General features: G+C 67.7%; 11 protein-coding genes. 5 read left to right on the top strand and 6 right to left on the bottom strand.

Going from position 1 to position 11520, the window contains the following annotated elements:
- Nucleotides 1-6: 6 nt before the first annotated feature.
- Complete coding sequence (locus HWY45_RS10875) at nucleotides 7-2148, top strand: AprA-related methyltransferase (protein ID WP_059878591.1); 2142 nt, start codon at nucleotides 7-9, stop codon at nucleotides 2146-2148.
- 88 nt (nucleotides 2149-2236) lie between these two features.
- On the opposite strand, the gene HWY45_RS10870 is transcribed toward HWY45_RS10875, so the two are convergent.
- The 3 genes from HWY45_RS10870 to HWY45_RS10860 are packed head-to-tail and all read right to left on the bottom strand — an operon-like array spanning nucleotide 2237 to nucleotide 6038.
- Nucleotides 2237-3091, bottom strand: a complete 855-nt coding sequence (locus HWY45_RS10870; protein ID WP_059810842.1) for a 3-hydroxybutyryl-CoA dehydrogenase — start codon at nucleotides 3089-3091, stop codon at nucleotides 2237-2239.
- A gap of 37 nt (nucleotides 3092-3128) precedes the next feature.
- Complete coding sequence (gene bktB, locus HWY45_RS10865; RefSeq protein WP_059878585.1) at nucleotides 3129-4322, bottom strand: beta-ketothiolase BktB; 1194 nt, start codon at nucleotides 4320-4322, stop codon at nucleotides 3129-3131.
- A gap of 42 nt (nucleotides 4323-4364) precedes the next feature.
- Nucleotides 4365-6038, bottom strand: coding sequence for an electron transfer flavoprotein-ubiquinone oxidoreductase (locus tag HWY45_RS10860; RefSeq protein WP_060028265.1), 1674 nt, complete (start codon nucleotides 6036-6038; stop codon nucleotides 4365-4367).
- A gap of 177 nt (nucleotides 6039-6215) precedes the next feature.
- Between HWY45_RS10860 and HWY45_RS10855 the strand changes: the two genes are divergently transcribed.
- Together HWY45_RS10855 and HWY45_RS10850 are read left to right on the top strand one after the other, a co-directional pair.
- The gene (locus tag HWY45_RS10855; RefSeq protein WP_059560046.1) at nucleotides 6216-6992 is read left to right on the top strand and encodes an SDR family oxidoreductase; all 777 of its coding nucleotides are present in this window, start codon (nucleotides 6216-6218) and stop codon (nucleotides 6990-6992) included.
- Nucleotides 6993-7024: 32 nt separating this feature from the next.
- Entirely contained in the window at nucleotides 7025-7456 is a 432-nt protein-coding gene (locus tag HWY45_RS10850; RefSeq protein WP_059560051.1) for an acyl-CoA thioesterase, read from the top strand.
- A 94-nt stretch (nucleotides 7457-7550) separates the two neighbouring features.
- Here the strand turns inward: HWY45_RS10850 and HWY45_RS10845 are convergent, their stop codons facing one another.
- The gene (locus tag HWY45_RS10845; RefSeq protein ID WP_059560054.1) at nucleotides 7551-8096 is read right to left on the bottom strand and encodes a PAS and helix-turn-helix domain-containing protein; all 546 of its coding nucleotides are present in this window, start codon (nucleotides 8094-8096) and stop codon (nucleotides 7551-7553) included.
- A 224-nt stretch (nucleotides 8097-8320) separates the two neighbouring features.
- Between HWY45_RS10845 and HWY45_RS10840 the strand changes: the two genes are divergently transcribed.
- A complete protein-coding gene (locus HWY45_RS10840; protein ID WP_059560057.1) occupies nucleotides 8321-9025 on the top strand; it encodes a CoA transferase subunit A in 705 nt (234 codons plus the stop codon).
- Between the two features lies 1 nt (nucleotide 9026).
- Nucleotides 9027-9668 (top strand): CoA transferase subunit B, encoded by a 642-nt coding sequence (locus HWY45_RS10835; RefSeq protein ID WP_026044781.1) that lies wholly within the window; start codon nucleotides 9027-9029, stop codon nucleotides 9666-9668.
- A 79-nt stretch (nucleotides 9669-9747) separates the two neighbouring features.
- On the opposite strand, the gene HWY45_RS10830 is transcribed toward HWY45_RS10835, so the two are convergent.
- Both HWY45_RS10830 and HWY45_RS10825 read right to left on the bottom strand, forming a co-directional pair.
- Nucleotides 9748-10464 (bottom strand): SDR family oxidoreductase, encoded by a 717-nt coding sequence (locus HWY45_RS10830; RefSeq protein WP_059807209.1) that lies wholly within the window; start codon nucleotides 10462-10464, stop codon nucleotides 9748-9750.
- 30 nt (nucleotides 10465-10494) lie between these two features.
- On the bottom strand, nucleotides 10495-11508 hold the full coding sequence (locus HWY45_RS10825; RefSeq protein ID WP_059886261.1) for a polysaccharide deacetylase family protein: 1014 nt from the start codon (nucleotides 11506-11508) through the stop codon (nucleotides 10495-10497).
- Nucleotides 11509-11520 lie beyond the last annotated feature (12 nt).

Here is an 11520-nt window from a genome sequence, read left to right as displayed (position 1 = left end):
TCCAACATGCATGCCCGATTCGACCTTGGTGATTCCACCGCCGCGCTGGCCCGGCAGCTCGAACATTATCTCGACGCGTATCCCGACGAAACGCGCACCTTGCTCGGCCTGTCGGCCGGCACCGCGATCGGCGTCGAGGTGCTCGACATGGAGCTGCCGGTCAGGCTCGAGCAGCACACCCACGCGGCCACGCTGCGCATCGGCCGGCACGACGCGCAGCGCGTGATGGCCTATACGCGCAGCTGCAACTGGGCAAACGGCATCGTGCTGGTGCCGACGCTGGTGCGCCTCGTGTGCGCCGGCGCGTTCCGCGGCCTGCGGGCCGGCACGCCGCGCGCGATGCGCGCGTTCGCGACGGCCCGCCTGCCCGACCCGACCCGCAACCTCGGGGTGATGTGGGGCGCGTTCAACCTGCTGAGCCTGGCCGGCTGGCTCACCCTCGATCGCGGCGACGAACACGCCGAATATGCGCTCACCCCGGCCGGCGAATATGTCGTCGCGTGCGTCGAGCGCGCGCGGCCGCTGTTCGAGCAGCTCGCGAATGCGACGTCGGTGCTCCAGCATCTGCACGCGCTGTGCCATCGAAAACGCGTGGCGGCCGACGACAGCGTGCTGTATGCGCAGCTCGCGCGCATCTGCGTGGCGGGCTGGCCGGAGCTTCCGGCCCCGGCCACCGATCTGGAGCGCCAGGCGGATGGCCAGCTGCGCACGGCGATGGACGGCCTGCTGCTCGGCCCGACCTGGGTCGCGCTCGACATGCCGGTGTTCGACAGGCAGCCCGACGGCCAGTACTCGCAGACGGCGCCCGGGATCCTCGGCAAGCTCGACGAGCAGCCCGGCGGGGTCGCGGTCGGCGCGTGGACGCATGCGGATCCGGTCGTCCTGCACGCGGCCTGGTCGCTGCTGGGCAAGTTCGGCATGGCGGAGATCGACCGCGAAAAGGTGCGCCTCACCGAGTCGGGCCGGATTCACCGGCCGATCGCCGCGCCTTACGCGGGGCTGCCCGCGTCGTATCTGCGCTCGTATGCGCTGCTCGACGACCTCCTGTTCGGCAACCCCGATCCGCTCGATATCGACAGCGACGGCCACATCGATCGCGTGATGAACGTGTATGCGTCGAGCGGCGCCGGGTCGGGGCCGGCGTCGCAGGAAATCACGACGAAGATCCTGCGCGAGCTGTTCGACGACACGCCGCTCGATCGCCAGCCGGCCGGCATCGCCGACATGGGCTGCGGCGACGGCAGCGCGGTGAAGCGCCTCGCGGAATACGTGATCAAGTCGACGCGGCGCGGCCGGCACCTCGCGGCCTATCCGCTGCTCGTGATCGGCGCGGACTACAACGAATCCGCGCGCGGCCGCGCCGCCGCCACGCTGTCTGCGCTGAAGGACATCCCCGGCGTGCAGGTGCGCGTGATCGCCGCCGACATTTCCCAGCCCGACCGCTACGACGAAGCCGTGGCCGAAAGCGGCCTGACCGTCAGGCAGCCGGACGGCAGCGTGCGCCCGGCGCGGCTGAGCGACCTGCTGCACACCTTCATGTTCCTGGTCCACAACCGCCGGCTGAGCGTGCGGCGCGAGGCCGCCGCCGAAGCGATCCTCGAGCGCCATCTGCGCACCGTCGACCGTTCCCGCCTGCGCGCGGTGGTCGACCAGCACTATACGGGCATGCTGACGGTGTCGGACCAGGCCGAGCTGCCGATCGCGCTCGACGAGATCAAGCGCGCGTTCAAGGTCGCGTACAGCGACGCGGAAGGCCTCGTGCCCGGTTACGTCGCGGCCGCGGATCTCATCGATTTCCTGACCCGCTGGAAGCGCCACGCAAAGCACGGCTTTCTCATCGTGGAAGGGCACAGCCCGTGGGCGGAGAATCTGTGCGCGCGTGCGCCGGGTGGGCCCGACGCGTGGCTGCGCACCGAGCAGCTTCCGTCGGTGTTCAACTGGGGCATGCACTTCGTGTCGCGGCAGTTCATGGCGCCGTTCAACGAATTCATGCTCGCGTTGACGCTGGCCGGGCTGCGTCCCGACAGCCCGATTTACGGCCGGATTCATCCGGAGGGCTTCCCGGCGCCGGATCTGCTGAGCGATTATCGATTCTTCAGTATCGCCAACTACGTCGCCGATACCGTCACCGCCCCGGCCGCCGTGTAACGGCCCATTGAAAAACACCCCGGAGGCTGGATCGGCATCCGGCCTCCGGGGTGCGGTTCGGGTTCTTGCTTCTCGCCCGGCTCGCGCGTCACGCGCTGTAGTCGTACACCCCGCGCCCCGTCTTCCGGCCGAGGCGCCCTGCCGCGACCATCTCGCGCAGCAGCGGGCATGCGCGATACTTCGGATCCCCGAAGTCCTTCACGAACACGTCCATCACCGCGAGGCACACGTCGAGCCCCACCAGGTCCGCCAGCGCGAGCGGCCCGATCGGGTGGCTCGCGCCGAGCTTCATCCCCTGGTCGATCTCCTCGGCCGACGCGATCCCTTCGGCGAGCACGAAGAACGCCTCGTTGATCATCGGCACCAGGATGCGGTTGACGACGAACCCCGGCGCGTTGCGCACGCCGATCGGCGACTTGTCGAGGCGCTCGGTCAGCGCGCGCACCGCGGCCGACGTCGCGTCGCTCGTCTGCAGCCCGCGGATGATCTCGACGAGCTGCATCAGCGGCACCGGATTGAAGAAGTGCATGCCGACGAAGCGCGTCGGGTCGGCCAGCGGCGCGGCGAGCGCGGTGATCGAGATCGACGACGTGTTCGTCGCGATGATCGCGTCCGGGCGCACCACGGCTTCGATCTGCTTCAGGATGCGCGCCTTCAGCTCGACGTTCTCGGTGGCCGCTTCGATCACGATGTCGGCCACGGCCAGCCGCTGGTAGTCGGTCGACGTCTCGATGCGCGCGAGCGCGGCGTCGCGCGTCGCAGCGTCGAGCTTGTCCTTCGACACGAGCCGGTCGAGGCTGCCCTTCAGCGTCGCGACGCCCTTCGCGAGCGCCGCTTCATTGACGTCGATCATCACGACGTTGAGACCCGCAACGGCCGCGGTTTGCGCAATGCCGTTGCCCATGGTGCCGGCGCCGATGACGCCTACGATTTCGATTGCCATGACGTTTCCTGTGGTCGGATGCAGTGCATGCCGATTATCAAAGGTTTTCGAAGATCGCGGCAATCCCCTGCCCGCCGCCGATGCACATCGTCACGAGCGCGTAGCGGCCGCCGATGCGCTTCAGTTCGTACAGCGCCTTGACGGTGATCAAGGCGCCGGTCGCGCCGATCGGGTGGCCGAGCGAGATGCCCGAGCCGTTCGGGTTGACCTTCGCCGGATCGAGGCCGAGTTCCCTCGTCACGGCGCAGGCCTGCGCGGCAAATGCCTCGTTCGCCTCGATCACGTCGAGATCGGCGATCGTCAGGCCCGCGCGTTCGAGCGCCTTCTGCGTCGCGGGCACCGGGCCGATGCCCATGTACGCCGGATCGACGCCGGCGTGCGCGTAGGCCACCAGGCGCGCGAGCGGCTTCACGCCCTGTGCGCGCGCGGCGTCCGCGCTCATCATCAGCACGGCCGCGGCCGCGTCGTTGATGCCCGATGCATTGCCGGCCGTGACCGTGCCGTTCTCCTTCACGAACACCGGCTTCAGCTTCGTGAAATCGTCGGCGCTCGCATCGTCGCGCACGTGCTCGTCGGTGTCGAACAGCACTTCGCCCTTGCGCGTGCGGATCGCGATCGGCAGGATCTGCTCCTTGAAGCGCCCTTCCGCGGCCGCGCGCGCCGCGCGACGATGCGATTCGAGCGCAAGCGCGTCCTGGTCCTCACGGCTCACGCCATACTTGCGCGCGACGTTCTCGCCGGTCACGCCCATGTGGATCCCCTGGAACGGGTCGTGCAGCGCGCCGAGCATCATGTCGACGAGCTTGCCGTCGCCCATGCGCTGGCCGAAGCGCGCGGCCGGCACGCTGTACGGCGCGCGGCTCATGTTCTCCGAGCCGCCGCCGATCGCGACGTCGGCATCGCCGAGCATGATCGTCTGCGCGGCCGACACGATCGCCTGCAGGCCCGAGCCGCACAGGCGGTTCACGGTCAGCGCGGGCGCGTGCTGCGCGACGCCGCCTTCGATCGCCGCGACGCGCGCGAGATACATGTCCTTCGGTTCGGTGTTCACGACATGGCCGAACACGACGTGGCCGACCGCATCGCCCGGCACGTTCGCGCGCGTCAGCACCTCGCGCACGACCTTCGCACCGAGGTCGGTCGGCGAGAAATCCTTCAGGCTACCGCCGAAATCACCGATCGCGGTACGGACACCGCTCACCACCACGACTTCTTTCGCTGCATTGCTCATCGTCTCACTCCTCTTCGTGCGCGCAGGGACACGCGCCACGTGTTACATGTTCGGGTAATTCGGCCCGCCGCCGCCTTCCGGCGTGACCCACACGATGTTCTGCGTCGGGTCCTTGATGTCGCAGGTCTTGCAGTGCACGCAGTTCTGCGCGTTGATCACGAGGCGATCGCTGCCGTCGTCGTTCTTCACGAACTCGTACACCGCCGCCGGACAGAAACGCCCCTCCGGCCCCGCGTACGTGCGCAGGTTCACGTTCACCGGCACGTTCGCATCCTTCAGCGTCAGGTGCGCCGGCTGGTTTTCCTCGTGGTTCGTGTTCGAGATGAACACCGACGACAGCCGGTCGAACGTCAGCTTGCCGTCCGGCTTCGGATATTCGATCGGCTCGCATTGCGACGCCGGCTTCAGCATCTCGTGGTCCGCGTGCTTGTGGTGCAGCGTCCACGGCACGTTGCCGCCCATCACCTTCTGCTCGAGGCCGACCATCAGCGTGCCGAGGTACAGCCCCTTCGCCATCCACTGCTTGAAGTTGCGCGCGCGGTACAGCTCGTTGTACAGCCACGACTGCTTGAACGCATCCGGATACGCGTTGAGCTCGTCGCCCTGGCGGCCGGCCTGCACCGCGTCGAAGGCCGCGTCGGCCGCCAGCATGCCGGTCTTGATCGCCGCGTGGCTGCCCTTGATGCGCGACGCGTTCAGGAAGCCCGCGTCGTCGCCGATCAGCGCGCCGCCCGGGAACACCGTCTTCGGCAGCGACAGCAGCCCGCCCGCGGTGATCGCGCGCGCGCCGTACGACACGCGCTTGCCGCCTTCGAGGAATGCGCGGATCGACGGGTGCGTCTTGTAGCGCTGGAATTCCTCGAACGGCGACAGATACGGGTTCGTGTAGCCGAGGCCCACCACGAAGCCGACCACGACCTGGTTGTTGTCCATGTGGTACAGGAACGAGCCGCCGTAGGTGTCGGACTTCAGCGGCCAGCCGGCCGTGTGGATCACGAGGCCCGGCTTGTGCTTGGCCGGATCGATTTCCCACAGTTCCTTGATGCCGATCCCGTACGCCTGCGGATCGGCGTTCGCGTCGAGCTTGAACTTCGAGATCAGCTGGCGGCCGAGGTGGCCGCGGCAGCCTTCGGCGAACAGCGTGTACTTCGCGTGCAGCTCCATGCCGAGCTGGAAGTTCTCGGTCGGCTCGCCGTCCTTGCCCACGCCCATGTTGCCGGTCGCGACGCCTTTCACCGAGCCGTCGTCGTTGTAGAGGATCTCGGCGGCCGGGAAGCCCGGGAAGATCTCGACGCCGAGCGCTTCGGCCTGCGCGCCGAGCCAGCGCGTGACGTTGCCGAGCGAAATCACGTAGTTGCCGTGGTTCTTGAAGTTGTCCGGCAGCGCCCAGTTCGGCGTGGTGACCGCGCCTTTCTCGGACAGGAACAGGAAACGGTCTTCCGTCACCTCGACATCGAGCGGCGCGCCGCGTTCCTTCCAGTCGGGGAACAGCTCGGTGATCGCGCGCGGGTCCATCACCGCGCCCGACAGGATGTGCGCGCCGATTTCCGAGCCCTTTTCGAGCACGCACACGCCGATCTCGGTGCCTTTCTCGGCAGCCAGCTGCTTGAGCCGGATCGCGGCCGACAGCCCGGCCGGGCCGCCGCCGACGATCACGACGTCGTATTCCATCGATTCGCGCGGGCCGTATTGCTCGATGAGGCTTGCGGGGGTCATTGGCGTTCCTCTAACCGTTAGAATGCTTTTATTCGGGAGCGTATTGTCTGCGAAACGAAACGCTTGCCGCAACTGAATGCGGCTAGATTAGCACGATCGTTCTATTTTCATGCTAGGGTAATGCCGCATGAGGTGTGCCGCCGGCGGCAGTGAAACGACTTCGAAAGGGGATGCGCAATGGGTCGGTCGATCAATCTGGAAGGCAAGGTCGCGCTGGTGACGGGCGCTTCGAGCGGGCTCGGCCAGCGCTTTGCGCAGGTGCTGTCGCAGGCGGGCGCGAAGGTCGTGCTGGCGAGCCGGCGCGTCGAGCGGCTCAAGGAATTGCGCGCGGAGATCGAGGCGACGGGCGGCGCGGCGCACGTGGTGTCGCTCGACGTCACGGACGTGCAGAGCATCAAGGCGGCTGTCGCGCATGCCGAAACGGAAGCCGGCACCATCGACATCCTCGTGAACAACTCGGGCGTCTCGACGATGCAGAAGCTCGTCGACGTGACGCCGTCCGATTTCGAGTTCGTGTTCGATACCAACACGCGCGGCGCGTTTTTCGTCGCACAGGAAGTCGCGAAGCGGATGATGATGCGCGCCAACGGCAACGGCAAGCCGCCGTACCGGATCATCAACATCGCGTCGGTGGCCGGCCTGCGCGTGTTCCCGCAAACCGGGCTGTACGCGATGAGCAAGGCCGCGGTCGTGCACATGACGCGCGCGATGGCGCTCGAATGGGGCCGCCACGGCATCAACGTGAATGCGATCTGTCCGGGCTATATCGATACGGAAATCAATCATTACCTGTGGGAAACCGAGCAAGGGCAGAAGCTGCAGTCGATGCTGCCGCGCCGGCGCGTCGGCAAGCCGCAGGATCTCGACGGGCTGTTGTTGCTGCTCGCGGCCGACGAGTCGCAGTTCATCAACGGCTCGATTATCTCCGCGGACGACGGCTTCGGCCTCGCCTGACCGGATGACCCTGGGCAACAAAGAAGGCTGCAATGAGTGACTACACCCCCGTTTTTGAGATGTCGATGCCGATCCGCTGGGGCGACATGGACGCGTTCGGACACGTGAACAACACGGTCTATTTCCGTTACATGGAGCAGGCGCGGATTTCCTGGTTCGAGACGCTCGGCATCGCGGGCGGCAATGGCGAGGGGCAGGGGCCGGTCATCGTGACCGCGTCGATGGAGTTTCTCAAGCAGCTGCACTATCCGGGCGACGTGATCGCGAAGATGACGGCCGCGAAGCCGGGGCGCAGCAGCTTCGACACGGGCTTCGAGCTGACCCGCGCGGACGATCCCGATCACGTCTATGCGCGCGGCCATGCGCGCTGCGTGTGGGTCGACTACGCGCTCGGCAAGTCGACGCCGCTGCCGCAAGTGCTGCGCGACACGATCGAACGCGCGCTCACCGAGAAGATCGGCTGACGGTGCATCGCCGGCTGCCGGAATACCGGTGCCGCCGCCATTTTCGCTTGTTTGCATCGGCCGCTCCCAGCGGCCGATGTGCTTTCAGCACCGCTCAATGGCCGAGCAGGCGCTGCAGCAGTTCGGCCGTGTTTCCCGTCCCGTACTTGCGCATCAGCCGAGCGCGATAGATGTCGACCGTGCGCGAGCTGATGTCGAGCACGCGGCCGATCTGCTTGCTGGTCTTGCCGGTCGCGAGCTGCGCGGCGATCTCGCGCTCGCGCGGCGTCAGTTCGACGGCGACCCGGCGCGTCGCGCTCAGGTCCTCGAAGGTCCACACGCCGGCCGCGAGCGGCGCGGCGCGGTCGAGCGCGCGGCCCGTGACGTGGCACCAGAACAGCTCGCCGTCTGCGCGCTTCATGATCCGGTCGTCCGCGTAGGTGCCGTTCGCGGCCATCCCGCGCGAAATGCGCTCGCCGATCCGCTGGAATTCGTCCGGCGACGGGTACAGCACCTCGTACGACTGGCCGATCAGGTCGGCGCGCGCGCAGCGGAAGATCGCCGCGACCGCGTCGTTGCAATCCTCGATCACGCGGTCGCGCGACATGACGAGGCCGATCGGCGCGAGATGGAAGGCAGTCTGGTAGTCGAGAGCAGGCATGGGCACGGACGGACGCTGGCAAATGCTTATGTATTTTTGCGTATTGTGCCGCAACCGCGCTGCATCGTACCCTTTCAGGCATCTCGCGGCGCTTGCCGCGGCATAAAAAGAAGCGCGTCACGGCAGGTTGCGGCCGGCATGCATAGAATGGTGCGGCGGACTTGCGGGCCACACCGGCGCGCGAACCCAGTTTCGCTGGTTTCCATAGAGGAAGGGACACACTGATGAACAAAGTCTATCCAAGCGCGGCGGCCGCGCTGGAAGGGATCGTCCAGGACGGGCAGACCTTCGCGGTGGGCGGCTTCGGCCTGTGCGGCATTCCCGAGGCGCTGATCGCCGCGTTGCGCGATTCGGGCGTCAAGGGCATCACCTGCATCAGCAACAACGCGGGCGTCGACGGCTTCGGCCTCGGTCTGCTGCTGGAGACGCGCCAGATCAAGAAGATGATCTCGTCGTACGTCGGCGAGAACAAGGAATTCGAGCGCCAGTACCTGGCCGGCGAACTCGAGCTCGAGTTCACGCCGCAGGGCACGCTCGCGGAGAAGCTGCGCGCGGGCGGCGCGGGCATCCCGGCATTCTTCACCAACACCGGCTACGGCACCGTGATCGCGGAAGGCAAGGAAACGCGCCAGTTCGGCGATCGCCACTACGTGCTCGAGCCGTCGCTGACGGCCGACGTCGCACTCGTGAAGGCATGGAAGGCCGACAAGTCGGGCAACCTGGTCTTTCGCCGCACCGCGCGCAACTTCAACCCGATGTGCGCGATGGCCGGCAAGATCACGGTCGCCGAGGTCGAAGAGATCGTCGAGAACGGCGAGCTCGATCCGGACCAGATCCACACGCCGGGGATTTTCGTGCAGCGGCTCGTGCTGAATACGACGCCCGAGAAACGCATCGAACAACGCGTCGTGCGCGCGAAAGGAGACTGACATGGCTTGGAATCGTGACCAGATGGCCGCGCGCGCGGCGAAGGAACTGCAGGACGGCTTCTACGTGAACCTCGGCATCGGCCTGCCGACGCTCGTCGCGAACCACGTGCCGGAAGGCGTCGAGGTGTGGCTGCAGTCCGAGAACGGCCTGCTCGGCATCGGCCCGTCGCCGACCGAGGACGAGGTCGACGCCGACCTGATCAACGCCGGCAAGCAGACCGTCACGACGCTGCCGGGTTCGTCGATCTTCTCGTCCGCCGATTCGTTCGCGATGATCCGCGGCGGCCACATCAACCTCGCGATCCTCGGTGCGATGCAGGTCAGCAAGAACGGCGACCTCGCGAACTGGATGATCCCCGGCAAGATGATCAAGGGCATGGGCGGCGCGATGGATCTCGTCGCCGGCGTGAAGCGCGTCGTCGTGCTGATGGAGCACGTCGCGAAGGGCGACCAGCACAAGATCCTCGACGAATGCAACCTGCCGCTGACGGGCGTCGGCGTGGTCGACCTGATCATCACCGATCTCGGCGTGATCGAAGTGACGCCTGCCGGGCTGAAGGTGCTTGAACTCGCCGACGGCGTGAGCGTCGACGAAATTCAGGCAAAGACGGGCGCACCGCTCGACGTGAGCGCGGTCGCCTGAGCGTCTCGCGCGATTTGGCGCAGCCTGCGGCGCCCCGCATTCCGGATGGAATGCGGGGCGTTCGTCATTCTGGCGCGGGTCACGCGATCGCGCCGCCGCCGTCGACCAGCACGGTCGAGCCGGTGGCGTAGGGCGTCGACGCCAGGTAGACGATCGCGTTCGCGATGTCTTCCGGCTGCCCGACGCGTCGCGCGGGCAGGCGCTGCGCGGCGCCGGCGAACAGCGCGTCGCGCGCGTCGGGCGCAAGCCGGTTCCACAGCGGCGTGGCGACCAGCCCCGGCGACACGGTGTTCACGCGCACCGGCGCCAGTTCGAGCGCGAGGCCGCGCGCGAGCGCCTCGAGCGCCGCGTTGATCGCGCCCTGCAGCACGGACGACGCGCTCGGCCTCACGCTGAGGAAGCCCGAGACGAACGTCAGCGAGCCGCCCGGCGCGATGTCGATCGCACGCGCGATCCGGTACGCGCCCCAGAACTTGCTGTCCATCGCGGCCTGCGCAGCGTCGAGCGGGAGCGCCCTGACGGGGCCGGACGCCGTCTGCGCGGCGGAGATCACGACATGGTCGAACCGGCCGGCGCGCGCGCAGAACGCATCGACGGCCGCCGTGTCGGTGATGTCGAGCGTCTCGCAGCGCACCGGGTGGCCGGATTCCGCCGCGACGGCGGCCGCCTTGCGCGGGTCGCGCGACGCGATCGTCACGTTCGCGCCATGCTGCGCGAATGCCTGCGCGGCTGCGGCGCCGATACCGGAACTGCCGCCGACGACGAGCACTTTCGTGCCATTGAGTGAGTCATTCATGATGATCGGTTGGAGACGGTGAAAGGGAGGTCAGATCGTTTCGGTTTCGCGCAGCGTCGACGGATTGCCGAGCGCGTAGCGGGCGATGTCGTCCTTGCGCATGAACGCAACGCCCGGATGCGAGCGCGCATACTGCAGGAACGTGTCCCATGCGCGCACCATCTGCGGCGTGCCGCTGATCCGGTCGTGCGCGCTGATCGACATCAGCCGGCGCCGCTGCCCGGCTTCCGCGTACAGCTGGTCGAAGTCGAGCTTGATCTGCTCGACGAACATCGATGGCGAATAGTTGCGGCCCTCGATCAGCAGGATGTCGTTGTTGCGCAGCGTGTACGGCACGACCACGAAGTCGCGCCCGTTGACGGCCTCGATGAACGGCTCGTCGCGGCTGACGTCGTCGATGTGATAGACGTAGCCGAGTTCCTGCAGCAGCGACAGCGTGTTGGGGCCGCGCCGCAGCCAGTTGCAGTTGTAGCCGAGCGGCCGCTGGCCGGTCGCGGCTTCCACCATGTCGCGCGCGTCGAGCAGGAAGCGCCGCTCATCGTCGCGGCTCATCGCGAACTGCGAGCGCCAGCTCGGCCCGTGCGCCGATGCCTCGTGGCCGCGCGCGACGATCTCGCGCGCCAGCTCGGGGCGATGGCGCACCGCTTCGCCGATCATGTGCGACGTGACCTTCACGCCGTGGCGGTCCCACAGGTCGAGCAGGCGCGGGATGCCTTCGCGGTATCCGTACGCGAACCAGGTGCCGGACGCGAGATCGGCGGGCACGGACGGCGGAAACGCGACCGCCGGGAACGGGCTGTCTGCGCCTTTGGGCGGCTGGCCGCCGGCCTCGAACTGCATCGAGATCGAAATCACGAGGCGAATGCCGTCGGGCCAGAACACGCCCGCGCCGGATGCGGCGGAGGCGGCCGCGCCGGCGGTCGCGGCGCCGGCCGGTGTCGTGGCGGCGCCGAGCGCGAGGCCGGCGGCCAGGCCCATGCCGGCGCCGGTCTGCGCGAGGAACGTGCGGCGCGCCTGGCGGGCGGGGAGAGCGGGTTTCGTCATCGCGGTGTGCTC

Source organism: Burkholderia stagnalis, from assembly GCF_902830275.1.
GTDB lineage: Bacteria > Pseudomonadota > Gammaproteobacteria > Burkholderiales > Burkholderiaceae > Burkholderia > Burkholderia stagnalis.
The sequence above is the reverse complement of the archived record's forward strand: the minus strand, read 5'-3'. Positions and strand labels throughout refer to the sequence as shown.

Bases quoted from the DNA above. Each gene is read 5' to 3' on its own strand.
- bktB (WP_059878585.1), bottom strand. From the start codon at position 4,322: ATGAGCAATGCAGCGAAAGAAGTCGTGGTGGTGAGCGGTGTCCGTACC.
- HWY45_RS10870 (WP_059810842.1), bottom strand. From the start codon at position 3,091: ATGGCAATCGAAATCGTAGGCGTCATCGGCGCCGGCACCATGGGCAAC.
- HWY45_RS10860 (WP_060028265.1), bottom strand. From the start codon at position 6,038: ATGACCCCCGCAAGCCTCATCGAGCAATACGGCCCGCGCGAATCGATG.
- HWY45_RS10835 (WP_026044781.1), top strand. From the start codon at position 9,027: ATGGCTTGGAATCGTGACCAGATGGCCGCGCGCGCGGCGAAGGAACTG.
- HWY45_RS10840 (WP_059560057.1), top strand. From the start codon at position 8,321: ATGAACAAAGTCTATCCAAGCGCGGCGGCCGCGCTGGAAGGGATCGTC.
- HWY45_RS10830 (WP_059807209.1), bottom strand. From the start codon at position 10,464: ATGAATGACTCACTCAATGGCACGAAAGTGCTCGTCGTCGGCGGCAGT.
- HWY45_RS10875 (WP_059878591.1), top strand. From the start codon at position 7: ATGCATGCCCGATTCGACCTTGGTGATTCCACCGCCGCGCTGGCCCGG.
- HWY45_RS10825 (WP_059886261.1), bottom strand. From the start codon at position 11,508: ATGACGAAACCCGCTCTCCCCGCCCGCCAGGCGCGCCGCACGTTCCTC.
- HWY45_RS10855 (WP_059560046.1), top strand. From the start codon at position 6,216: ATGGGTCGGTCGATCAATCTGGAAGGCAAGGTCGCGCTGGTGACGGGC.
- HWY45_RS10850 (WP_059560051.1), top strand. From the start codon at position 7,025: ATGAGTGACTACACCCCCGTTTTTGAGATGTCGATGCCGATCCGCTGG.
- HWY45_RS10845 (WP_059560054.1), bottom strand. From the start codon at position 8,096: ATGCCTGCTCTCGACTACCAGACTGCCTTCCATCTCGCGCCGATCGGC.